Origin of the sequence: Streptomyces sp. 35G-GA-8 (genome assembly GCF_023534745.1) — a bacterium.
In the GTDB taxonomy this organism is placed as follows: domain Bacteria; phylum Actinomycetota; class Actinomycetes; order Streptomycetales; family Streptomycetaceae; genus Streptomyces.
Genome location: NZ_JAMHJQ010000009.1, coordinates 115299 through 136800, shown reverse-complemented (window position 1 = coordinate 136800; position 21502 = coordinate 115299). Strand labels below are relative to the sequence as shown.

Here is a 21502-nt window from a genome sequence, read left to right as displayed (position 1 = left end):
ACCTTTTCCCCTGCTGTGGACAACGCTGTGGATAAGTGGGGGCAGAGCTTGACGGCGGAGCGGTGGACCCGCTACTTCCACTGGGTCGAGACACCGAAGCCGGCGGCGATGAAGCCGAACCCGACCACGATGTTCCAGTTCCCGAAGCTCTGCAGCGGAAGATCGCCCTCGGTCACATAGAAGACGACGATCCAGGCCAGGCCGATCAGGAACAGTGCCAACATGACCGGGGCCACCCAGCTCCGGTTGGTCAGCTTGAGGTTGACCGTCTGCTTCGCGGCCGGAGGCGGCGTGAACTCGGCCTTCTTGCGGATACGTGACTTCGGCACGAGGGACTCTCCTGTCGATGCGCTGCGTGACCGCGCAGGGGGACTGAACGGTGTTGCCGGGGCGGAGAGCAGGGGGAACACCGCCGCCCCCGGGCGTCCGTTAGCGTAGTGCTTCCGCGGCGCCTAAGGAGATAAGGGTACGTTGAGCAATTCCGCCGACTCTCCCCCAGGGCCGGTCCGCCGACCGAACAGGCGGCCCGTCCGGCTGCTGACGGCTGCCGTCTTCGCCCTCGCCGGGCTGATTTTCGTGACCAGCTTCAACACGGCCAAGGGCACCAACATCCGTACGGACACCTCGCTGCTCAAGCTCTCCGATCTGATCCACGAACGCGACCGCAAGAACGCCGAACTGGGCGATGCCAACGCGGCGGTACGGCAGGACATCGACACCCTCGTCGGCCGTGACCACGGCACCACCGCGGCCGACGAGGCCAGGCTGAACGCCCTGGAGGAGGGCGCGGGCACCAAGAAGGTCACCGGCCGGTCGCTCACCGTCACGCTCGACGACGCGCCGCCGAACGCCACGGCCAACCCCGGCTATCCCGAGCCGCAGCCCAATGACCTCGTCATCCACCAGCAGGATCTGCAGGCCGTCGTCAACGCCCTGTGGAAGGGCGGCGCGGAGGGCATCCGCGTCATGGACCAGCGGCTGATCTCCACCAGCGCCGTGCGGTGCGTGGGGAATACGCTGATCCTCCAGGGCCGCGTCTACTCACCGCCCTACAAGATCACCGCTGTTGGTGACCAGGGCAGGCTCCGCAAGGCGCTCGCCGACTCCCCGGCGGTCCAGAACTACCAGCTGTACGTCAAGGCGTACGGCCTGGGCTGGAAGGTCGACGAGCGCGACAAGGAGACGCTGCCGGGCTACACGGGCACGGTGGATCTGCACTACGCGAAGCCGGTCGACTAGGTCGGCCTGTCCGGCGATCCACCGGACAGGCCCTAGGTCGGGCCCGTGAAGATCGGCCGGACAGGACCCGGGTCACGCCCCAGGGGCGGGCAGCGGCCTTCGGTGGCTCCTGTGACGAAGAGCAAGCCCGAACCTCTGTGCAGCTGACCGATGAACCGCCCATGTGTCGGTGGAGCCCTTTAGTCTGGTGCCGTACCGCCTGGCGCGGTACCGGACGGAAGGGACAGCATGTACGGCTGGATCTGGCGGCATCTGCCGGGCAACGTGTGGCTGCGGGCGGCGATCTCGCTCCTGTTGGCGCTCGCCGTCGTCTATGTGCTGTTCCAGTACGTCTTCCCGTGGGCGGAGCCGCTGCTTCCGTTCAATGATGTGACGGTCGACGGTGAGGGATCGGGGGCGGCCGGATGAGCGCGCGCATTCTCGTGGTCGACAACTACGACAGCTTCGTCTTCAACCTCGTCCAGTACCTCTATCAACTCGGCGCCGAGTGCGAGGTGCTGCGCAACGACGAGGTGACGACCGCTCACGCCCAGGACGGCTTCGACGGCGTTCTGCTCTCCCCCGGGCCCGGCACACCCGAACAGGCCGGTGTCTGCGTCGAGATGGTGCGTCACTGCGCCGAGACCGCGGTGCCCGTCTTCGGGGTGTGCCTCGGCATGCAGTCGATGGCGGTCGCGTACGGCGGTGTCGTCGGCCGCGCGCCCGAGCTGCTGCACGGCAAGACGTCGCTCGTCACGCACGAGGGCAAGGGCGTCTTCGCCGGGCTGCCTTCGCCGTTCACCGCGACCCGGTATCACTCGCTCGCGGCGGAGCCCGCCACGCTGCCGGCCGAGCTGGAGGTCACCGCGCGCACCGCGGACGGCATCATCATGGGCGTACGCCACCGTGAACTGGCCGTCGAGGGTGTGCAGTTCCACCCGGAGTCGGTCCTGACCGAACACGGGCATCTGATGCTGGCCAACTGGCTGGCGCAGTGCGGCGATCCGGGCGCGGTGGGCCGGTCGACGGGGCTGGCGCCGGTGGTGGGCAAGGCGCTCGCGTGACGGCACTCCGCCCCGAACACGAAGCGGGTTACGGAGCCTCGTACGAGCAGGGAGGGTACGAGGTCTCCGGAGCGTTCGAGGCGGCCGTGGACGGGCTGGCGGACCCGCTGAAGGATCCGCTGCCGGGGCAACCGGGGCAACCGGGGCGTCCGGGAGAAGCACAGGGGCGGGGCCAGGGCCAGAGCGGCGAGCAAGGACAGCAGCCGGTACGGAAGCAGGGGCGGCACCGGGGCCCCCGGCAGCCGGAGCCCGTCCCGGAAGCCACGGCCCCCGGGCCCGAGTGGTCCGGTGACTACTACCGCCAGTACGCGACGGAGGCCCCCCGGGGGCCGGAGTCCGGTACTCCCTCGTACTACGCGGATGGTACGGCGCCGATGGCGGACACGGCCCGGATACCGGTATCCGAGCCCGCCCCCGTACCCGTACCTGTACCCGAGCCCAGGTTGGATGATCAGACGGTCGGACTCCGGACGGCGGACACGCGCCGGGCGGTCGAGCCGGAGCCCGTGACGGGGGGCCGGGCCGAGCGGCGCAGGGCCGCCAAGGGCGGTGGGCGGGGCCGTAGACGCGCCGAGCCCGCCGGGGCCTCCGGGGCCGACGCCGGGCAGGGCTCCGAGGAGCAGGCGCCCGCCAGACCGCTCTCCCGGGTCGAAGCACGGCGTGCGGCGCGTGCCCTCAAGGAGAGCCCCGCCGTCATCGCCAGCCGGGCGGTCGGCGAGCTGTTCATCACCTTCGGCGTCCTGATGCTGCTGTTCGTCACGTACCAGCTCTGGTGGACGAATGTGCGGGCCGACCAGTACGCGGGCAACGAGACGAACAAGATCCAGGACAGCTGGACGAAGGACCGGCAGCCTGGCGCCTTCGAGCCGGGGCAGGGCTTCGCCATCATGCATATCCCGAAGCTGGACGTCGTCGTGCCGATCGCCGAGGGCATCAACAAGTCGCAGGTCCTCGACCGTGGAATGGTCGGCCATTACGCGGAGGGCCGCCTCAAGACGGCGATGCCCTCGGACAAGCAGGGCAACTTCGCGGTGGCGGGCCACCGCAACACCCATGGCGAACCCTTCCGCTACATCAACCAGTTGAAGCCCGGCGACGAGATCATCGTCGAGACGCGCGACGCGTACTACACGTACGACATGGCCAGCATCCTGCCGCAGACGTCGCCGTCGAATGTGAGCGTGATCGGTCCGGTGCCGCCGGGTTCGGGGTTCACGGAGCCCGGTCGCTACATCACGCTGACGACGTGCACGCCGGAATTCACCAGTACCTATCGGCTGATCGTGTGGGGCAAGATGGTGGACGAACGGCCGCGCAGCAAGGGCAAGCCCGACGCTCTCGTCGGCTGACGCCCGGTCCGCGCGCGGACAGACTTCAGGGACTTTGGGGACGGGTGCGGTGGCAGCCAGTACGGAGCACGACGAGCAGGCCGACGCACCGCCGCCGCCGGACGCGGCCACCGCCTCGGCTCCGGTACGGGCCCGCCGCTCCAGGAGCCCGCTCGCGTCCGCGGTCAGCGTCTTCGGTGAACTGCTCATCACCGCGGGCGTGGTGCTCGGTCTCTTCGTCGTCTACTCGCTGTGGTGGACGAACGTCCTGGCCGACCGCGAGGCCGCCAAGCAGGGCGACGACGTACGTCATGGCTGGGCGCAGGAGAAGAAGCCGGGCGGGGCGCCCCGGACCTACGACTCCGAGGACGGCGTCGGCTTCCTGCACGTTCCGGCGATGGACAGCCGAGAGGTGCTGGTCAAGAAGGGCACGACGACCTCGTCCCTGAACGACGGGATCGCCGGCTACTACACGGAGCCCGTCAAGTCGGCTCTCCCCTGGGACGAGACAGGCAACTTCACGCTGGCCGCGCACCGGGACGGCCACGGGGCGCGGTTCCACAACATCCACAAGCTCAAGACCGGTGATCCGATCGTCTTCGAGACCCGCGACACCTGGTACATCTACAAGGTCTTCAAGGAGCTTCCGAAGACCTCGAAGTACAACGTGGACGTACTCCAGCCGGTCCCCAAGGAGTCGGGGAAGAAGAAGGCCGGCCGCTATCTCACCCTGACGACCTGCACGCCGATCTACACCTCGGACTACCGCTACATCGTCTGGGCCGAGCTGGAGCGCACGGAGAAGGTCGACAAGAACCGCACGCCCCCGCCCGAGCTCGGCTGAGGCACCGGCCCAGGCCCAGGCTCAAGGGAAGTACAGAACAGCCCCGGCCCCCTCTCGGAGGGGGCCGGGGCTGTTCGCGTTCCGCTTGTCCTGCTGCCCTGCTTGTCAGTTCTCGTTACGGAAGTTGGCGCCGGACGGGCCGCCGAAGAAGCCGCCGCCTCCTCCGTTGTTGCCGCCGCCGTTGTTGTTGCCCTGGCCGCCCACGGTGGTCAGGGTGACGGTGTCGTTCTTGTTGACCTGCGCGCCGGGCTGGGGATCGCTGTTTATCACCACGGCGTTGGGGTCGTTCGGCGAGTTCGGCGCGAGCGCGACATTGAGCCCTTGGCCCTGGAGGATGCCCTGGACCTCTCCGAAGGTCTTGCCGCGGATGTCACCGGGGATCGTGACCTTCTCCTGCTTCGGACCCTTGGAGACCTTCAGCGTCACCTGCGAGCCCTTGGCGGCCTTGGTGCCGCCCTGCGGGTCCTGCTCAAGGACGGTGCCCAGGGGCTGCTCCGAGTCCACGTCGTTCCGTACGACCGTGAAGCCGAGCTGCTGCAGCTGGTTCTGCGCGTCGTCGTACAGTCCGGTGACAACCGGAGGAACGGGAACCTGGCTCTGGGTGGCGATCGTCAGCGTGATCTTGGATGCCTTCTCGACCATGGAGCCACCCTCCGGGTCCTGTGCGAGCACCGTCCCGGGGTCCTCCTCCGACTCCTCCGTCTTGTAGTCGACCTGGAAGTTCTCGCCTTCCAGAATGTCGGTCGCCTTGTCCTTCTGCTTGTCGGTGACGTCCGGGACCTTGACCTGCGGAGCGCCCTCCGAGACGACGACCTGGATGGTCTCGCCCTGGGACATCTTGCCGCTGGCCGGGATCTGGCTGCAGATGGAGCCCTTGGGCACGTCGCAGCGTTCCGAGCCGGACTGCGCGACCTTCACGCTCGCGTTGTCCGCGAGCTCCTGGGCCTCGGTGAGCGTCTTGCCGACGAACTGGGGAACGTCCAGCTGGCTGGTGCCCGTTTCGCCGCCGAAGACCGCCTTGCCGACCAGGATGGCCCCGACCAGTACCAGGACGCCCGCGACCGCCAGCAGGATCGTCGAGGTGTTGGACTTCTTCTGCCGGCGCCGGGCCGGGCGGTCGTCGTAGCCGCCGTAGCCGTCGTCCGGGCCGACGGGCGGGAGCATGGACGTCTGGCCGCCCGGGTCGCCCTGGCGCATCGCCGTCGTCGGCTGGTCCGACGGGCCGCCGTATCCGCCGCCGCCGTAGCCGACCGCGCCCATGGCCGCGGTGGCGGCGACGGGCTGGCCGTCGAGGCACGCCTCGATGTCGGCGCGCATCTCGTCGGCGGACTGGTAGCGGTAGTCGGGGTCCTTGACGAGGGCCTTCAGCACGATCGCGTCCATCTCGGGCGTGATCTCCGGGTCGAAGACGCTGGGCGTCTGCGGCTCTTCCCGTACGTGCTGGTAGGCGACGGCGACCGGGGAGTCCCCGATGAAGGGGGGCCGGACCGTCAGCAGTTCGTAGAGCAGACAGCCGGTGGAGTAGAGGTCGGACCGCGCGTCGACCTGCTCGCCCTTGGCCTGCTCGGGGGAGAGGTACTGGGCGGTGCCGATGACGGCGGAGGTCTGCGTCATCGTCATCCCGGAGTCGCCCATGGCGCGGGCGATGCCGAAGTCCATGACCTTGACCTGGCCGGTGCGCGTCAGCATGACGTTCGCCGGCTTGATGTCACGGTGGACGATGCCGTTGCGGTGGGAGTACTCCAGCGCCTGGAGGATGCCGACCGTCATCTCCAGCGTGCGCTCCGGCAGCAGTCTGCGCCCGGAGTGCAGCAGCTCTCTCAGGGTCGAGCCGTCGACGTGCTCCATCACGATGTACGGGAGGGACACCCCGTCGACGTAGTCCTCGCCGGTGTCATAGACCGCGACGATCGCCGGGTGGTTGAGCGAGGCGGCCGACTGGGCCTCTCGGCGGAACCGGGCCTGGAAAGACGGATCGCGGGCGAGGTCCGCCCGCAGCGTCTTCACGGCGACGGTGCGACCGAGCCGGGTGTCATGCGCGAGGTAGACCTCCGCCATGCCACCACGGCCGAGCACCGAGCCCAGCTCGTACCGGCCGCCGAGGCGACGCGGCTCTTCCATAACGTTCCAGCCCTCTCCGTCAGTCCCGACCGCACCCGTGTGTGGTCCGGCGGTGTGCTGTTCGCGCCTACGCTACCGGGCACGCCGCATGCCGTTGGCCCGTAACGGTCACCTGATATACGACCGGTATCGCAATGTGCAGGAATGGACGTGAGCCGTGACCGGCGTCACTTCTTGCTGTCGAGAACCGCCTTCATCACGCTCTTCGCGATGGGGGCGGCCAGGCCGCCGCCGGAGATGTCGTCACGGCTGGCGTTGCTGTCCTCGACGACGACCGCGACGGCGACCGGGGAGCCGTTGTCCGCCTTGGCGTACGAGATGAACCACGCGTACGGGTTCTTGCTGTTGTTCTCGCCGTGCTGGGCGGTACCGGTCTTGCCGCCGACCGTCACGTTCGGGATCTGCGCGTTCCTGCCGGTGCCGTCGTTGACGACCGTCTCCATCATGCTCTGGAGCTTCTGCGCGTTCTCCTGGCTGAGGGGGCGGCTCAGCTCCTCGGGCTCGGTCTTGTCGAGCACGTCCAGGTTCGGCGCCTCAAGACGGTCGATCATGTACGGCTTCATCAGCTTGCCGTCATTGGCGATCGCGGCGGTGACCATGGCCATCTGGAGCGGGGTGGTACGGGTGTCGAACTGGCCGATGGAGGAGAGCGCGGTCTGGGACTCGTTCAGCTCCTCCGGGAAGATCGAGGCGTCGGCGCGTACCGGAATGAACTGCTCCTGGTTGAAGCCGAACTTCTTCGCGGTCTCCAGCATCTTGTCCTTGCCGAGATCCGCGCCGAGCTTGCCGAAGACGGTGTTGCAGGAGACGCGCAGCGCGGTGCGCAGCGTGGCGTTCTCGCAGGGGATGTTGCCCTCGTTCTTCAGCGGGGTGGTCGTCCCGGGCATGATCCACGGCAGCGGCGTGTCCGTGTTCGCGTCGACGTCCGTGACCTTGCCGTGCTCCAGGGCGGCGGCGGCGGTGACCACCTTGAACGTGGAGCCGGGCGGGTAGGTCTGGCGCAGCGCCCGGTTGAGCATCGGGTCGGCGGGGTTGTTCTTCTTGTCCAGGCCGACCCAGGCCTTGGTGTCCTTGCTGCTGTTGCCGGCGAACGTGGCCGGGTCGTAGCTGGGGGTGGAGGCCAGCGCCAGGATCCTGCCCGTCTGCGGGTCGATCGCCGCGACGGCGCCCTTCTTGTCGCCCAGCCCCTCGAAGGCGGCCTTCTGGGCGGCGCCGCTGAGGGTGGTGACGACGTTGCCGCCCTTCTTCTCCTTGCCGGTGAACATGCCCATGGTGCGGTCGAAGAAGAGCCGGTCGTCGTTGCCGGTGAGGATGCCGTCCTCGATCTTCTCGATCTGGTTGGCGTCGAAGGCCTGCGAGGCGTAGCCGGTGACGGGCGCCCACATGGGCCCGTTGGTGTAGGTGCGCTTGTAGACGAAGTCGGTGTCGTCCGTCTTGACGGAGCCGGTGATCGGCTTGCCGTCGACGATGATGTTGCCGCGCTCGTTGCTGTACCGCTCGATCAGGACGCGGCGGTTGTTCTTGTGCGAGTTCAGCTCGTCCGCGCGGACGTACTGGAGCCAGTTGTCCCGAAGGAGCAGCGCGAGGACGAGTAGCCCGCAGAAGATCGCGATTCGGCGCAGGGGCTTGTTCACGGTCGGACCACCTGGGTCATCTCGGCGTCGGGTGAGGGAGCCGGAGCCGGTGCGGGCCGGCGCGCGGTGTCGCTGATACGGATCAGGATCCCGATCAGGGCCCAGTTGGCGAGTACGGAGGAGCCGCCGGCCGCGACGAACGGCATGGTCATACCGGTCAGCGGGATGAGCCCCATGACGCCGCCGGCGACCACGAAGACCTGGATGGCGAAGGCGCTGGAGAGGCCGATGGCGAGGAGCTTGCCGAAGGGGTCGCGGGCGGCGAGGGCAGTACGTACGCCACGCTCCACGATCAGCCCGTACAGCAGCAGGAACGCCATCGTGCCGGCGAGGCCGAGCTCCTCGCCGACGGTGGTGAGGATGAAGTCGGCGTTGGCGGCGAAGCCGATGAGGTCGGAGTTGCCCTGGCCGAGCCCCGTGCCGAGCGTGCCGCCGGAGCCGAAGGACAGCAGGGCGTCGCCGATCTGCTGGCAGGCGCCGTCGGTCGCGTAACAGGAGAACGGGTCCTGCCAGGCGTTCACGCGGGCCTGGACGTGCGGTTCGAAGGTGGCGACACCGACGGCTCCGCCGACCGACATCAGCAGACCGAAGACGATCCAGCTGGTCCGCTCGGTGGCGACGTAGAGCATGACCACGAAGAGGCCGAAGAAGAGCAGTGAGGTACCGAGGTCGGTCTCGAACACCAGGATGAGGATCGAGAGGGCCCAGATGCCGAGGATCGGTCCGAGGTCGCGGCCGCGGGGCAGGTAGAGCCCCATGAAGCGGCGGCTGGCGAGGGCCAGGGCATCGCGCTTGACCATCAGATAGCCGGAGAAGAAGATCGCGATGATGATCTTCGCGAACTCACCGGGCTGGACATTGAAGCCCGCGATGCTGACCCAGATCTTGGCGCCGTTCCTGGCGGGGAAGAACATGGGCAGGATCAGCAGGAACAGCGCGACGGCCATCGAGATGTACGTGTAGCGCTGGAGGATGCGGTGATCCTTGAGGAGCAGCAGGACGGCCGCGAAGAGCGCGATGCCCATCGCCGAGTACATCAGCTGCTTCGTCGCGGACGGGCTGAAGACGCCGTAGCTGAGTTCGGCGAGCCGGATGAGCCGGGGTGACTGGTCGAGGCGCCAGATCAGTACCAGCCCGAGGCCGTTGAGCAGCGTCGCCAGAGGCAGCAGCAGCGGGTCGGCGTAGCGGGCGAATTTGCGCACCACGAGGTGGGCGACGCCGGCGAGCAGGCCGAGGCCGAGGCCGTAACCGAGCATGCCCGTGGGCACCTTGCCGTCGATCGCGAGCCCGACGTTCAGGTACGCGAACACCGGGATGGCGACGGCGAAGGCGAGCAGGGCAAGCTCGGTGTTGCGGCGGCTCGGCGCTTCGATGGCGCCGATGGTGGTCGTGTTGGTGACTACGCTCATGGTGGTGAAGGGCCCCCTACGGCCGGCTCCTACTGCTTACCGCAGTTCGAGGCCACTTTCTGCTCCTCTTCCGAGAGGCTGGGGCCCGGACTCGGAGCGGCTGCTTTCGGCTTGGTGTCGGTGGTCAACGCGGAGGTGTTCGTACCGGTCGTGCCGCCGGCCTCTCCTTCGCCGGTGATCACATTGGCCTCGCGGTCGGCCTGACGGCGCTGCTCGTCCTTCTTGCAGGCCGATGCCTGGACGGCGAGCTCATCGATCTTGTCGCGTCCACCGGCGAGGCTGCTCTCCGCGATGGTGGCCTCGACCTGCTTGCGCTGGTAGTCCGGAAGGTACTTGAGTTCGATGTCGGTTTCCCTCTCGATCTTCGAGAGGGAGACCCAGCCGAGGTCCTGGCTGATGCCCCGGTAGAGCGCGACGTGCTCCTTGTTGGCGCCGACGTAGTACTGCGTCTGCGTCCAGTAGTAACCGCCGTACAGGCCCCCGCCGACGACGGCGAGCGCGAGGATGGCGTAGAAGGACGTCTTGAGCCACCGGCGGCGCGGGCGGGGCTTGACGAACTCCTCGTCGTCGTAGGCCCCGAAGCCGCCTCCCGGCGGCATTCCGTCGTAGCCGGCGCTGTCGCCGCTGCCGGGCGGGCCGAAGCCGCCTCCGCCGGGCTGCGGCGGTACGGCGCGGCCGAGGCCCGCGGCGCGGCCCGCCGGGGTCTGCATCGCGGCGGCGTTCTCGGCGGAGCTGAGCGGGAGCTGGTTCTCGGCGACCGCCCCGACCACGACCGGGGTGTCGTTGAGCTGCCCGGCCAGGGTGTCGTTGGACTCGACGTCCAGAACGTCGGCCACGATGCAGGTGATGTTGTCGGGGCCGCCGCCGCGCAGCGCGAGCTGGATGAGCGCCTGGATGGTCTCCTGAGGGCCCTGGTAGCTGGCGAGCGTCTCCTCCATCGTCTGGTGGGAGACGACGCCGGAGAGGCCGTCGGAGCAGATCAGATAGCGGTCACCGGCCCGGACTTCACGGATGGAGAGATCGGGCTCGACATGGTCGCCGCTGCCCAGCGCGCGCATCAGCAGGGAGCGCTGCGGGTGGGTGGTGGCCTCTTCCTCGGTGATCCGGCCCTCGTCGACCAGCCGCTGCACCCAGGTGTGGTCCTGGGTGATCTGGGTCAGTACGCCGTCGCGCAGGAGGTAGGCGCGGGAGTCGCCGACATGGACGAGGCCGAGGCGCTGGCCGGTCCAGAGAAGAGCGGTGAGCGTGGTGCCCATGCCCTCCAGCTGCGGGTCCTCCTCGACCATGACGCGCAGCTGGTCGTTGGCGCGCTGCACCGCCGTGCCGAGCGAGGTGAGGATGTCCGACCCCGGCACGTCGTCGTCGAGCTGTACGAGGGTGGAGATCACCTCGGAGGAGGCGACCTCGCCCGCGGCCTGGCCGCCCATGCCGTCGGCGATGGCCAGCAGCCGGGGACCGGCGTAACCGGAGTCCTCGTTGCCCTCCCGGATCATGCCTTTGTGCGATCCGGCGGCGAAGCGCAGAGACAGACTCATGCGCACCTCGCCCGTCGGCTCGCCGGTCGACTGTCGCGCCAGCCGGTCTCGAGCCACACTGCCCACCCTCCGGTCGGGAGTCGGCCGCGGTCCGCCGTCGGTACCGCCGCGGCTCGCTCGCTCCGCTCGCTCATTGTCGTACTACTTCCGCAGCTCGATGACGGTCTTGCCGATGCGGATCGGAGCGCCAAGCGCGATCGGTGTCGGGGTCGTGAGCCGGGTCCGGTCGAGATACGTGCCATTGGTGGAGCCGAGGTCCTCGACGATCCACTGGCCGTCGCGGTCCGGGTAGATCCTGGCATGCCTGCTGGACGCGTAGTCGTCGTCCAGCACGATCGTCGAGTCGTGCGCGCGGCCCAGCGTGATGGTCTGCCCCTGGAGGGCCACCGTGGTGCCGGTGAGGCTGCCCTCGGACACGACGAGCTTGGTGGGGGCCCCTCGGCGCTGCCGGCCCCCTTGTTGCTGCTGCTGGCGCTGCTGGGGCGGCGCCGGTGACTGGCGTGCCTGCTGCGGTCTGGCGTCGGCGTTGCGGCGCGAGCCGCGCTGTGTGACGCGTGTTCCGAACAGGTCGCTGCGGATGACCTGTACGGCCACGATCACGAACAGCCACAGAACGGCCAGGAAACCTAGCCGCATGACCGTCAGGGTCAGCTCTGACATTGCCCCCGCTTCACCCTTCGGCTTGCCGGTAAACGATGGTGGTGTTGCCCACGACGATCCGCGAGCCGTCGCGGAGCGTAGCGCGGGTGGTGTGCTGTCCGTCTACCACGATGCCGTTGGTCGACCCGAGGTCCTGGATGGTCGAGGGCGTTCCGGTCCGGATCTCGCAGTGCCTGCGCGATACACCGGGGTCGTCGATCCGTACGTCCGCGTCGGTGCTGCGGCCGAGGACGAGCGTCGCGCGGGAGATCTGGTGGCGGGTGCCGTTGATCTCGATCCAGCGGCGTACCTGGCCGTGCGACGACACGCCGGGGCCCGGGGCCGGGGGCCGGTGCGCCGCGGGTGCGTGGCCGCCGCCGGGTGGCGGAGCCGCCGGCATGGGAGGGACGGCGGCGGGCGGGTATCCGTAACCGCCCGGAGCGCCCCCGGGCACGCCGCCGCCCTGGGGGGAGGCGGGCACCGCGTGACCCGAGTGGCCCGCGGGACCGCGCTCGGGCGCCTGGGACGTGCTCGACGCCAGCGTGCGGCTGCGGACACGGTACAGACCGGTGTCGAGATCCTCGGCCTTCTCCAGATGGACCTTGATCGGGCCCATGAAGGTGTAGCGCTGCTGCTTGGCGTAGTCGCGGACGAGCCCGGACAGCTCGTCGCCGAGCTGTCCCGAGTACGGGCTGAGACGCTCGTAGTCGGGCGTGCTCAGCTCCACGATGAAGTCATTGGGGACGACCGTCCGCTCGCGGTTCCAGATCGTCGCGTTGTTGTCGCACTCGCGCTGGAGGGCACCCGCGATCTCGACGGGCTGGACCTCGGACTTGAACACCTTCGCGAAGGTGCCATTGACCAAACCTTCGAGACGCTGTTCGAAACGCTTCATGACTCCCATGGGGCACCTCCTCCGTAGTGGCCGTCCTGGTACTGCTTACTGATCGTATCCACGCGTCGGGAAATCGGCTGGTTCCCCTTGTCTGCCCCGTCGATGAGTGTCACCTCTCACACGGATCGTAGAGGCGGCCTGACGCCAGTGTCCCGCACCCGGGGTGCACTCAGGGGGAGCGGGGGGCGGCCGCTGTCGGTTCCCTGTTCCGCGGCGGGGTCGTCGAAACAAACGGATGTGAACCCACCCTCCGCACCGTGCTAATCTTCTCGATGTCGCCAGGAGCACACACCAGCAGGTGAGGCACCGAACGACACACCCAATGCGCGGGTGGCGGAATAGGCAGACGCGCTGGATTCAGGTTCCAGTGCCCGAAAGGGCGTGGGGGTTCAACTCCCCCCTCGCGCACAGAGAAGCATCGAACGATGGTGCCTCTGGCTGGTGACGGAAGTCACTGGTCAGGGGCACTTTCTCGTGTCCTGGGCTTTCGTGTCTTCGGCTGCTGGGAGGTCGGGGTTGGGGGCGGTGGCCCGCGTCCGGGCGGGGCCGGGGTTCCCCGGAGTTTCCGGGCGGGGCCGGGTTCCGGTCCTTTTTATGTGAGGTTTCAGATGTGAGACATGCCCCCCGCGGGCGGGGTTCCCGTGGGAGGCATGGCTTGGTGCGTGCTGTGCGCGTGGGCGATGTGACGCTTGGGGTCCGTGCGCTCGGGGTCCGTGCGCTCAGGGTCCGTGCGCTCAGGCGGCGAGGCGGGCGGCCAGTGCCTTGCCCTTCTGCTGGGCCTCTTCCTCCGCCTTGGCGCGGGACGCCTCGGCCAGCGGGATGAGGTCGGCCATGCCCGGGTTGGTGTGGGCCAGCGTCAGTTCGGGGACGATGAAGTCGATCTGGGTGGTGCCGAACATGTTCGCCAGCACCTTCCCCAGGTAGTTCTGGACGAACTCGCTGTCCTCGCGCGGGGTACCGGCGGCGTACGAGCCACCGCGGCTGGCGACGATCGTGAACGGGATGGCGGCCAGCGGGGTGTCGGGACGGCCCGCGTTGTGGCCGACGATGATCACCTGGTCGAGCCATGCCTTCAGGCTGGACGGGATCGTGAAGTTGTACATCGGCGCACCGATCAGCACGGCGTCCGACTCGGCCAGCTCGGCGGCGAGTTCCGCGCGCAGCGCGTCGTCCGCGCCCGCGGCGGCGGCGCCGACGGTCAGATGGGGCAGCGGGGCGGCGGCGAGATCGCGGTAGATGACCTTGCCCTCGGGGTGCTGCTCCCGCCAGGACCGGACGAAGGCGGCGGTGATGTCGCGCGAGGCGGAGCCTTCGGGGAAGACGGCGGAGTCGATGTGCAGAAGCGTGGCCATGATGGTCTCCGTGAGGGGTGGCGTATGAGGGTGAGCGGACAGGGGTTCCGTTCGCTCCTATGAATAACATAGTCGCTTACTTTTTTTCATCCCCACCTTGGAAACCGGTACCCTGTGTGCATGGCGGACCACAACGCGGACGCGTGCAAGAAGGTTGACGTGAGCATCACGCGGGTCTTCGAGCTGCTGGGCAAGCGGTGGACCGGGCCGATCATCTCCGTACTGATGGAACGAGCGGTCTACTTCGCGGAGCTGCGCCGGGCGATTCCCGGCATCAGCGAGCGCATGCTCTCGGACCGGCTCACGGAGCTGGGCGCGGCGGGGCTGGTGGTGCGCGAGGTCGATGAGGGGCCGCCCCTGCGGGTCTCGTACCGGCTGACGAAGGCGGGGTCGGCGATGGAACCCGCGCTGAAGGAGCTGGCGCTGTGGGCCGAATCCCATCTGGCGGAGGTCTCGGAGGGCGGCTGCTAGACACCCCGTCAGGTCCGGTGCCCAGGACCCGTGTTCATGGCCCGCGCTCAGGGTTCTCTCCCCGGGCCGTCGCGTGAGCGGACCGGCGTTGTCCACAGGTTGTCGCCGGTGGTCGCGGCGGTCGCGGGTGGTCACGAGTGGTTATCCACAGGGGGAGACGGCGGTCGGGCCCGGCGGTACCGTCGTGTGCGGTTGATCTCGCACGAGCACAAGCACAAGCACGAGTACGGGGGAGGCGGCGCGCCATGGGCGATGTCGGGTCGGCGGTGGAGGGACCGCGCGCGGTTCCAGGGGGCTCCGCGGTCTCGGGGGTGGAGCGCCTGCCGGTGGTGCCGGGTTTCGCGCCGCGTACGGCCGTGGGCGGGGCGAAGTCGCCCAAGGGCCGGGGGAAGGCGCTGCGGGAGCGGGTGCCGAGGTCCGCGCACGACTCGGTGGTGTTCACGGCGGTGCGGCCCGACGCGGTGCGCGCCGTCGAGGAGTCGAGCCGGGGCCGGGTGCCCGAGCTGGCGCCGCTGCGGGTGGGGCGGATGGCCGCGACGCCGTTCGCCTTTCTGCGGGGCTCCGCCGGGCTGATGGCCCACGATCTGACGGGCACCCCGGTCACCGGGGTCGGCGCGCAGATCTGCGGGGACGCGCACGCGGCGAACTTCGGTCTGTACGGGGACGCCAGTGGCCGGCTCGTCATCGACCTCAATGACTTCGACGAGACCGTGGTCGGCCCCTGGGAGTGGGACGTCAAGCGGCTCGCCACATCACTGGTGCTGGCCGGCCGTGAGGCGGGCGCGGACGAGGACACCTGCAGGCAGGGGGCGCACGACGCGGTGGGCGCGTATCGGCGCACGATGCGGCTGCTGGCGAAGCTTCCCGCGCTCGACGCGTGGAACGCCATCGCGGACGAGGAGCTGGTCTCGCACGCGAACGCGCGCGATCTGGCCGGCACGCTGGAGCGTGTCTCGGAGAAGGCACGCAACAACACGAGCGCGCGGTTCGCGGCCAGGTCCACCGAGACGGTGCCCGACGAGGGCGGAGACGGTGGAGGGGGCGTGCGGCGGCGGTTCGTGGACGCGCCGCCCGTTCTGCGGCGGGTGCCCGACGAGGAGGCCGCGGCGGTCGCCGCCTCGCTGGAGGAATATCTGGGCACGCTCTCGGAGGACCGGCTGCCGCTGCTCGCGCGCTACGCGATCCACGATGTGGCGTTCCGGGTGGTCGGCACCGGCAGCGTGGGGACGCGGTCGTATGTGGTGCTGCTCCTCGACCACCGGGGCGAGCCGCTGGTGCTCCAGGTGAAGGAGGCGCGGCCCTCCGCGCTGCTGCCCCATCTGCCGGCCGTCGGATTCGAGGCGCCGGAGGTGGTGCACGAGGGCTGCCGTGTGGTGCTCGGGCAGAAGCGGATGCAGGTGGTCAGCGACAGCCTGCTGGGGTGGACGACGGTCCAGGGCAGGCCCTGTCAGGTGCGGCAGTTCAGGAACCGCAAGGGAAGCGTGGATCCGGCGGCGCTGCCGGCCGACCAGATAGACGACTACGGCCGGATGACCGGCGCGCTGCTGGCCAGGGCCCACGCGCACAGCGTGGACCCGCGGCTGATCGCCGGGTACTGCGGCAAGAACGAGGAGCTGGACACGGCCGTGGCGGCGTTCGCCATGGCGTACGCGGACCGTACGGAGGCGGACCACGCCGAGCTGGTGGCGGCTGTCAGGAGCGGGCGGATAGCCGCCGAGCTGGGGGTGTGACGGCCCGGGACGGGGCGGGGGCCGCCGCGGTTCGCCCTTACGCTGGACGGGTGATGCACGACGCCCCTGGGGAGCCGACGATCCGAAACGACGACGAGCAGGACGTACGAGACGCGCCGGACGCGGGGGCGGCGCCGCGTCCGGAGGCCCGGCTGGAGACGGCCGTGCGCGCCGCTGAGCAGGCGCTGATCGAGTTCGAGATCGCGCTGGAGACCTTCCGGATCGAGGTGGAGAACTTCTCCCGCCTGCACCACCAGCGGCTCGGCCCGATGTATGCCCGGCTCGACGAGCTGGACGCGATGATCGCCGAGGCCCGTGCGGCGCGCACCGGAGACCCCGAGGATCTGCGCAAGGCGCGCGAGGCCCGTGCGCTGGTGCAGCCGATGCCGGGCGTGGAGGAGCTGTTCCACGACTGGCTCGACTCCGACGGCCTGTCGCCGGAGGCGGCGGCCATGCTGACGGATCAGCCGGTGCGACCGCCCAAGCGGGTCAGGCCGAGCGACGAGGCCCGCAAGCTCTATCGCGAACTGGTGCGCAAGGCGCATCCGGATCTGGCGCAGGACGAGAAGGAGCGGGCACGGTGTGAGGAATTCCTCACACGCGTCAATGCCGCCTATGGGCGCGGGGACGAGCCGCTGCTCCAGGAACTGGTGGCGGAATGGGCGGCGGGGCCGGAGACACAGGCGCCCCGGCTGAGCGAGAGCGAGGAGCTCTATGCCCGGCTGGAGTGGCTGGCGCAGCGCAAGGAGATGCTGACGGTGGTCGCCAAGGAGTTGGAGGAGAGCGCGATCGGCGCGATGCTCAGGATGGCGCCGGACGACCCGGACCGGCTGCTGGAAGAGATCGCCGAGCAGTTGCTCGCGGAGGTCTCCGAGCGTGAGACGGAACTCGCCAGGCTGGTGGAGTAGGTTTTTCGGAGCTTCCGGTCGGGAGCCCGCTGATCCGGTCGGCAGCCCGCGGGCCCGGTGTCGGTTCCAGTCCCAGGCCTGGCCCTGGTCCTCATCCGGTGCCGGTCCTGAGCTGGTCCTGAGCTGGTCCCGGTCGGGGTCCTTGCCCCGATCCGGGGCTCCGCCCGCCCCGGTCACGAACGAGAGAAGGCACTACTCATGAACTTCGCCCCGCTGCCCTCGGTCGACGTCGCGGCGATCCCGGCCGACGGCCTGGTGCTGGACGTCCGGGAGAACGACGAGTGGGCGGCCGGTCATGTCGAGGGCGCGCTGCATGTCCCGATGAGCGACTTCGTGGCCCGCTTCGGAGAGGTGACCGAGGCGGTCGCCGAGGGCCGCCGGGCCTATGTGATGTGTCGGGTCGGCGGCCGGTCCGCCCAGGTCACCCAGTATCTGGTCCAGCAGGGCGTCGACGCGGTGAACGTGGACGGCGGGATGCTCGCCTGGGACGGCGCCGGGCGTCCGATGGTCACCGACAACGGCAGCCCGGCGTTCGTCCTCTGAGACCCGCCTCAGGGCCCTTCCAGGGCCGGGAGCGAGCCCGGGGGTGAGCCGGTGACCGGCTCGCCCGGTCACCGATGGCTCAGCGGTCGAAGTCCAACTCCACTTCCGCGGTGGCCGGATGGGACTGGCAGGCCAGCACATAGCCCGCTTCCGTCTCTTCCGGTTCGAGCGCGAAGTTGCGGTCCATCCTGACCTCGCCCGAGACCAGGAACGCCCGGCAGGTCCCGCAGACCCCGCCCTTGCACGCGTACGGCGCGTCCGCGCGGCTGCGCAGCACGGTCTCCAGCAGCGAGTCCCCGTCCCTGACCGGCCAGCTGCCCGAGCGGCCGTCGAGGGTCGCGGTGAGCGTGCTGTGCGCGGGGACCGGCGCGCTCGCCGTGCCGGGCGCCGGGGTGGTCATGGTCACCGCGTCGTCGACATGGAAGATCTCCTGGTGGATACGGTCACGGGCCACCCCGAGACCGCGCAGCGCCCGTTCGGCGCCGACCACCAGACCCAGCGGGCCGCAGAGGAACCATCCGTCGACCTCGGCGACCGGCAGCAGCGCGGGCAGCAGATCGGTCAGCCGCTCCCGGTCCAGCCGGCCGGACGGCAGACCGGCCTGCTGTTCCTCCCGGGAGACCACGCTGACCAGCTGAAACCGCTCCGGATAGCGGTCCTTGAGGTCGGCGACCTCCTCCAGGAACATCGTGGACGCGACGGTCCTGTCACTGCGGACCAGACAGAACCGGGCACCGGGCTCCCGCGCGAGCAGGGTGGCCGCGATCGACAGCACCGGCGTGATGCCGCTGCCGCCGACGACCGCCGCGAAGTGTCCGGCACGCGGCTCCAGCGTGAAACGGCCTGTCGGCTCCATGACGTCGACCACGTCGCCCACGGCGAGTTCCTTGAGGGCGTATGTCGAGAACTCACCTCCCTCGACCAGCCGGATCCCCACCCGCAGTACGGGGTCGGCTCCGGCGGGCGCGCAGATCGAGTACGTACGCCGGATCTCCTCGCCCTGGCCGTCGATACGGCGCAGGGCGATGTGCTGGCCGGGGATGTGCCGGAAGGACGCGCGCAGCTCGGGCGGGACGGCGAAGGTGACGGTCACCGCGTCGTCCGTGAGCGGCTCGACCTCGCTGACCCGGAGCGGATGGAACATCTACAACTCCTTGAAGTGGTCGAACGGTTCACGGCAGGCCGCGCAGCGGCGCAGCGCCTTGCACGCGGTGGAGGAGAACCTGCTCAGCAGCTCGGTGTCGGTCGAGCCGCAGTGCGGGCAGCGGATCGAGAGCGAGAGCGGTACGGGCCCGTCCGCCGCGACCGGGCGGGGCGGGGCTATGCCGAACTCGGCGAGCTTGCGCCGGCCCTCGGCGCTGATGTCATCCGTCGACCAGGCCGGGGAGAGGACCGTGACGACCGAGACGTCCGGTATTCCGCGGTCACGCAGCACGCGCTCGATGTCCTCCGACATCGTCTCGATCGCCGGGCAGCCCGTATAGGTCGGGGTCAGCTCGACCCGGACCTTGCCGGGGCCCCGCACCTCGACCGCACGCAGCACCCCCAGCTCCTCCAGCGTCAGCACCGGCAGCTCGGGGTCGGGCACCGCCCCGGCGAGCGCGCGCAACTCGGTCTCCAGCGCGGTCGGGCGCGTCTCGCCCCCGCCCGGTGGAGGCTCAGCGCCCGAAGCCGGCGGGGTGGCGGGCGCGGCGGTGGGCCGGGAGCCCGTGCCGGTCACCATGACGCCCCCGGGTGGCTGCGGTGCAGATGCTGCATCTCGGCGAGCATCGGCCCGAACGGCTCCGTGTGCAGCCCCTGCCGGCCCGCGCCCGCCCGCCAGGCGCCGGAGCGGGGGCCCTCCGGGAGCGTCAGCGTCGCCCGCTGAAGCACGCCGGTGATGGAATCGAGCCAACTGGCCTCCAGAGCGGGCCAGTCGACGTCCAGGCCCTCCACCGGCTCGAACATCTCGCCGGTGAACCGCCACAGCGTCTCGCAGGCCCGCGCCATCCGCTCATGGCTCTCGGCCGTGCCGTCGCCGAGCCGCAGTGTCCAGTGCTCGGCGTGGTCCTGGTGGTACGCGACCTCCTTGACGGCCTTGGCCGCGAGACCGGTGAAGGCGCTGTCCCCGGCGGCCAGCCGCTGGTACAGGAAGAGCTGATAGGTGGAGAAGTAGAGCTGGCGCGCGATCGTGTGCGCGAAGTCGCCGTTGGGCTGCTCGACCAGCTGGAGATTGCGGAAGGCCCGCTCCTCGCGCAGATAGGCCAGCTCGTCCTCGTCCCCGACGAGGGAGAGCAGGATCCGCGCCTGTCCGAGCAGATCCAGCGCGATATTGGCGAGCGCGACCTCCTCCTCCAGGACGGGCGCGTGTCCCGCCCACTCCCCCAGCCGGTGCGAGAGCACCAGCGCGTCGTCGCCGAGCGCGAGGGCCGCGGTCCGGGGCGGGGCCGTCACCGCCGCGTCGCTCGCAGTCGCGTCGCTCACAGGTGCTTCACCCCTTCCGGGATCTCGTAGAAGGTCGGGTGCCGGTACGGCTTGTCTGCGGCCGACGCGAAGAACGGGTCCTTCTCGTCGGGGGAGGATGCGGTGATCGCCGAGGAGGGGACGACCCAGATCGACACCCCTTCGTTGCGCCGGGTGTAGAGATCGCGGGCGTTGCGGAGAGCCATCTCCGCGTCCGGCGCGTGCAGGCTTCCCGCGTGGGTGTGGGACAGCCCGCGGCGGGAGCGTACGAACACCTCCCACAGCGGCCAGTCGGTCGATTCGCTCATGCCGTCGCCTCCATCATCCGGACCCTGTCGTCGCCGTCGGCCGGGGCGTCGCCGGCGTCGCGCTTCGTCGCGTACGCCGCCGCCGCGTCCCGTACCCAGGCACCCTCTTCGTGCGCCCGGCGGCGCTGGGTGAGGCGCTGTTCGTTGCAGGGGCCGTTCCCCTTCAGGACCTCGCGGAACTCGGACCAGTCGATGGCGCCGAAGTCATGCCTGCCCCGCTCCTCGTTCCACCGGAGATCCGGGTCGGGGAGGACCAGCCCGAGGGCCTCGGCCTGCGGGACGCAGATGTCCACGAAACGCTGGCGCAGCTCGTCGTTGGAGTGCCGCTTGATCTTCCAGGCCATGGACTGCGCGGAGTGGGCCGATTCATCGTCCGGCGGCCCGAACATCATCAGCGAGGGCCACCACCAGCGGTTCACCGCGTCCTGTGCCATCTCGTGCTGCGCCGGGGTCCCGTTGCTGAGCGCGAGCAGCAGCTCGTACCCCTGCCGCTGATGGAAGGACTCCTCCTTGCAGATCCGGACCATCGCGCGGGCGTACGGGCCGTACGAGCAGCGGCACAGCGGCACCTGGTTCGTGATCGCCGCGCCGTCCACAAGCCAGCCGATCGCGCCGACATCGGCCCAGGTCAGCGTCGGATAGTTGAAGATCGAGGAGTACTTCTGGCGGCCGGTGTGGAGCTTGTCGAGCAGCTCCTCGCGGCCGGTGCCCAGTGTCTCGGCCGCGCTGTAGAGATACAGCCCGTGTCCCGCCTCGTCCTGCACCTTCGCCATCAGGATCGCCTTGCGGCGCAGCGACGGCGCGCGCGAGATCCAGTTCGCCTCCGGCTGCATGCCGATGATCTCGGAGTGGGCGTGCTGAGCGATCTGGCGGACCAGCGAGGCACGGTACGCCTCGGGCATCCAGTCGCGCGGCTCGATGCGCTCCTCGGCGGCCACCGCGGCGTCGAACGCCGCCTCGAACCCCTCCGCCGTCGTCTCCATCGTCGCCTCCGCAGCTGTCCCCGCGGTCACTGCCGTCATCCGGACCCCCTACCGACCGATCGTTCGGTTCATGGACTT

At 69.6% G+C, this 21502-nt stretch carries 22 protein-coding genes and 1 tRNA gene; 10 read left to right on the top strand and 13 right to left on the bottom strand.

Annotated elements, in window-relative coordinates; all coding sequences use genetic code 11:
- Nucleotides 1-71 precede the first annotated feature (71 nt).
- A complete protein-coding gene (gene crgA, locus M1203_RS21710) occupies nt 72-329 on the bottom strand; it encodes a cell division protein CrgA (RefSeq protein ID WP_030350948.1) in 258 nt (85 codons plus the stop codon).
- A 142-nt stretch (nt 330-471) separates the two neighbouring features.
- On the opposite strand from crgA, the gene M1203_RS21705 reads away from it, so the two are divergent.
- The 5 genes from M1203_RS21705 to M1203_RS21685 all read left to right on the top strand — a co-directional run bounded on the left by M1203_RS21705 (nt 472) and on the right by M1203_RS21685 (nt 4454).
- A complete protein-coding gene (locus tag M1203_RS21705) occupies nt 472-1239 on the top strand; it encodes a DUF881 domain-containing protein (protein ID WP_249951441.1) in 768 nt (255 codons plus the stop codon).
- 228 nt (nt 1240-1467) lie between these two features.
- Nucleotides 1468-1647, top strand: coding sequence for a hypothetical protein (locus M1203_RS21700; protein ID WP_249951440.1), 180 nt, complete (start codon nt 1468-1470; stop codon nt 1645-1647).
- Nucleotides 1644-2282: an aminodeoxychorismate/anthranilate synthase component II gene (locus M1203_RS21695; RefSeq protein ID WP_249951439.1), complete on the top strand. Its 639-nt coding sequence runs from the start codon at nt 1644-1646 to the stop codon at nt 2280-2282. Before M1203_RS21700 ends, M1203_RS21695 begins: the two co-directional genes overlap by 4 nt.
- Nucleotides 2279-3631, top strand: coding sequence for a class E sortase (locus M1203_RS21690; protein WP_249951438.1), 1353 nt, complete (start codon nt 2279-2281; stop codon nt 3629-3631). Before M1203_RS21695 ends, M1203_RS21690 begins: the two co-directional genes overlap by 4 nt.
- Before the next feature lie 49 nt (nt 3632-3680).
- Nucleotides 3681-4454 (top strand): class E sortase, encoded by a 774-nt coding sequence (locus M1203_RS21685; RefSeq protein WP_249951437.1) that lies wholly within the window; start codon nt 3681-3683, stop codon nt 4452-4454.
- A 105-nt stretch (nt 4455-4559) separates the two neighbouring features.
- Here M1203_RS21685 and pknB read toward each other — a convergent pair whose 3' ends face one another.
- The 6 genes from pknB to M1203_RS21655 form a co-directional block, all read right to left on the bottom strand.
- Nucleotides 4560-6575 carry a Stk1 family PASTA domain-containing Ser/Thr kinase gene (gene pknB / locus M1203_RS21680; protein ID WP_249951436.1) on the bottom strand — a complete coding sequence of 672 codons (2016 nt, stop codon included), beginning with the start codon at nt 6573-6575 and terminating at the stop codon, nt 4560-4562.
- 167 nt (nt 6576-6742) lie between these two features.
- Nucleotides 6743-8209, bottom strand: coding sequence for a penicillin-binding protein 2 (locus tag M1203_RS21675; protein WP_249951435.1), 1467 nt, complete (start codon nt 8207-8209; stop codon nt 6743-6745).
- Nucleotides 8206-9618: an FtsW/RodA/SpoVE family cell cycle protein gene (locus M1203_RS21670; RefSeq protein WP_249951434.1), complete on the bottom strand. Its 1413-nt coding sequence runs from the start codon at nt 9616-9618 to the stop codon at nt 8206-8208. The genes M1203_RS21675 and M1203_RS21670 overlap by 4 nt, the downstream gene beginning before the upstream one ends.
- A gap of 29 nt (nt 9619-9647) precedes the next feature.
- Nucleotides 9648-11153: a Stp1/IreP family PP2C-type Ser/Thr phosphatase gene (locus tag M1203_RS21665; protein ID WP_249951433.1), complete on the bottom strand. Its 1506-nt coding sequence runs from the start codon at nt 11151-11153 to the stop codon at nt 9648-9650.
- A gap of 141 nt (nt 11154-11294) precedes the next feature.
- Nucleotides 11295-11813, bottom strand: coding sequence for an FHA domain-containing protein (locus M1203_RS21660; RefSeq protein ID WP_249951432.1), 519 nt, complete (start codon nt 11811-11813; stop codon nt 11295-11297).
- A 10-nt stretch (nt 11814-11823) separates the two neighbouring features.
- Nucleotides 11824-12696 carry a DUF3662 and FHA domain-containing protein gene (locus tag M1203_RS21655; protein ID WP_249951431.1) on the bottom strand — a complete coding sequence of 291 codons (873 nt, stop codon included), beginning with the start codon at nt 12694-12696 and terminating at the stop codon, nt 11824-11826.
- A 315-nt stretch (nt 12697-13011) separates the two neighbouring features.
- Between M1203_RS21655 and M1203_RS21650 the strand changes: the two genes are divergently transcribed.
- Nucleotides 13012-13095: transfer RNA gene (locus M1203_RS21650), tRNA-Leu, on the top strand.
- Nucleotides 13096-13421: 326 nt separating this feature from the next.
- On the opposite strand, the gene M1203_RS21645 is transcribed toward M1203_RS21650, so the two are convergent.
- Nucleotides 13422-14039 (bottom strand): FMN-dependent NADH-azoreductase, encoded by a 618-nt coding sequence (locus M1203_RS21645; protein WP_249951430.1) that lies wholly within the window; start codon nt 14037-14039, stop codon nt 13422-13424.
- A 120-nt stretch (nt 14040-14159) separates the two neighbouring features.
- Here M1203_RS21645 and M1203_RS21640 point away from each other — a divergent pair, with 120 nt between their 5' ends.
- The 4 genes from M1203_RS21640 to M1203_RS21625 all read left to right on the top strand — a co-directional run bounded on the left by M1203_RS21640 (nt 14160) and on the right by M1203_RS21625 (nt 17691).
- Complete coding sequence (locus tag M1203_RS21640) at nt 14160-14510, top strand: helix-turn-helix domain-containing protein (RefSeq protein WP_249951429.1); 351 nt, start codon at nt 14160-14162, stop codon at nt 14508-14510.
- Between the two features lie 245 nt (nt 14511-14755).
- Nucleotides 14756-16240: a DUF2252 domain-containing protein gene (locus tag M1203_RS21635; protein ID WP_249951428.1), complete on the top strand. Its 1485-nt coding sequence runs from the start codon at nt 14756-14758 to the stop codon at nt 16238-16240.
- 50 nt (nt 16241-16290) lie between these two features.
- Nucleotides 16291-17148, top strand: coding sequence for a J domain-containing protein (locus M1203_RS21630; protein ID WP_249951427.1), 858 nt, complete (start codon nt 16291-16293; stop codon nt 17146-17148).
- A gap of 198 nt (nt 17149-17346) precedes the next feature.
- Complete coding sequence (locus tag M1203_RS21625; RefSeq protein WP_249951426.1) at nt 17347-17691, top strand: rhodanese-like domain-containing protein; 345 nt, start codon at nt 17347-17349, stop codon at nt 17689-17691.
- Nucleotides 17692-17770: 79 nt separating this feature from the next.
- On the opposite strand, the gene M1203_RS21620 is transcribed toward M1203_RS21625, so the two are convergent.
- Genes M1203_RS21620 through paaA form a run of 5 tightly spaced genes read right to left on the bottom strand, consistent with a single transcriptional unit; the run spans nt 17771 to nt 21463 of the window.
- Nucleotides 17771-18835 carry a 2Fe-2S iron-sulfur cluster-binding protein gene (locus M1203_RS21620; RefSeq protein WP_249951425.1) on the bottom strand — a complete coding sequence of 355 codons (1065 nt, stop codon included), beginning with the start codon at nt 18833-18835 and terminating at the stop codon, nt 17771-17773.
- Entirely contained in the window at nt 18836-19414 is a 579-nt protein-coding gene (paaD, locus tag M1203_RS21615; RefSeq protein WP_249951424.1) for a 1,2-phenylacetyl-CoA epoxidase subunit PaaD, read from the bottom strand.
- A complete protein-coding gene (gene paaC / locus M1203_RS21610; RefSeq protein WP_249951423.1) occupies nt 19408-20154 on the bottom strand; it encodes a 1,2-phenylacetyl-CoA epoxidase subunit PaaC in 747 nt (248 codons plus the stop codon). Before paaC ends, paaD begins: the two co-directional genes overlap by 7 nt.
- Nucleotides 20151-20441 carry a 1,2-phenylacetyl-CoA epoxidase subunit PaaB gene (gene paaB / locus M1203_RS21605; RefSeq protein ID WP_249951422.1) on the bottom strand — a complete coding sequence of 97 codons (291 nt, stop codon included), beginning with the start codon at nt 20439-20441 and terminating at the stop codon, nt 20151-20153. The genes paaC and paaB overlap by 4 nt, the downstream gene beginning before the upstream one ends.
- The gene (paaA, locus tag M1203_RS21600; RefSeq protein ID WP_374403601.1) at nt 20438-21463 is read right to left on the bottom strand and encodes a 1,2-phenylacetyl-CoA epoxidase subunit PaaA; all 1026 of its coding nucleotides are present in this window, start codon (nt 21461-21463) and stop codon (nt 20438-20440) included. The genes paaB and paaA overlap by 4 nt, the downstream gene beginning before the upstream one ends.
- Nucleotides 21464-21502 lie beyond the last annotated feature (39 nt).

Coding starts and splice junctions, on each gene's coding strand:
- pknB (WP_249951436.1), bottom strand. CDS start 6,575: ATGGAAGAGCCGCGTCGCCTCGGCGGCCGGTACGAGCTGGGCTCGGTG.
- paaD (WP_249951424.1), bottom strand. CDS start 19,414: ATGGTGACCGGCACGGGCTCCCGGCCCACCGCCGCGCCCGCCACCCCG.
- M1203_RS21660 (WP_249951432.1), bottom strand. CDS start 11,813: ATGTCAGAGCTGACCCTGACGGTCATGCGGCTAGGTTTCCTGGCCGTT.
- paaB (WP_249951422.1), bottom strand. CDS start 20,441: ATGAGCGAATCGACCGACTGGCCGCTGTGGGAGGTGTTCGTACGCTCC.
- M1203_RS21695 (WP_249951439.1), top strand. CDS start 1,644: ATGAGCGCGCGCATTCTCGTGGTCGACAACTACGACAGCTTCGTCTTC.
- M1203_RS21670 (WP_249951434.1), bottom strand. CDS start 9,618: ATGAGCGTAGTCACCAACACGACCACCATCGGCGCCATCGAAGCGCCG.
- M1203_RS21665 (WP_249951433.1), bottom strand. CDS start 11,153: ATGAGTCTGTCTCTGCGCTTCGCCGCCGGATCGCACAAAGGCATGATC.
- M1203_RS21625 (WP_249951426.1), top strand. CDS start 17,347: ATGAACTTCGCCCCGCTGCCCTCGGTCGACGTCGCGGCGATCCCGGCC.
- M1203_RS21620 (WP_249951425.1), bottom strand. CDS start 18,835: ATGTTCCATCCGCTCCGGGTCAGCGAGGTCGAGCCGCTCACGGACGAC.
- M1203_RS21655 (WP_249951431.1), bottom strand. CDS start 12,696: ATGGGAGTCATGAAGCGTTTCGAACAGCGTCTCGAAGGTTTGGTCAAT.
- M1203_RS21635 (WP_249951428.1), top strand. CDS start 14,756: ATGGGCGATGTCGGGTCGGCGGTGGAGGGACCGCGCGCGGTTCCAGGG.
- paaA (WP_374403601.1), bottom strand. CDS start 21,463: ATGACGGCAGTGACCGCGGGGACAGCTGCGGAGGCGACGATGGAGACG.
- M1203_RS21640 (WP_249951429.1), top strand. CDS start 14,160: ATGGCGGACCACAACGCGGACGCGTGCAAGAAGGTTGACGTGAGCATC.
- M1203_RS21645 (WP_249951430.1), bottom strand. CDS start 14,039: ATGGCCACGCTTCTGCACATCGACTCCGCCGTCTTCCCCGAAGGCTCC.
- M1203_RS21700 (WP_249951440.1), top strand. CDS start 1,468: ATGTACGGCTGGATCTGGCGGCATCTGCCGGGCAACGTGTGGCTGCGG.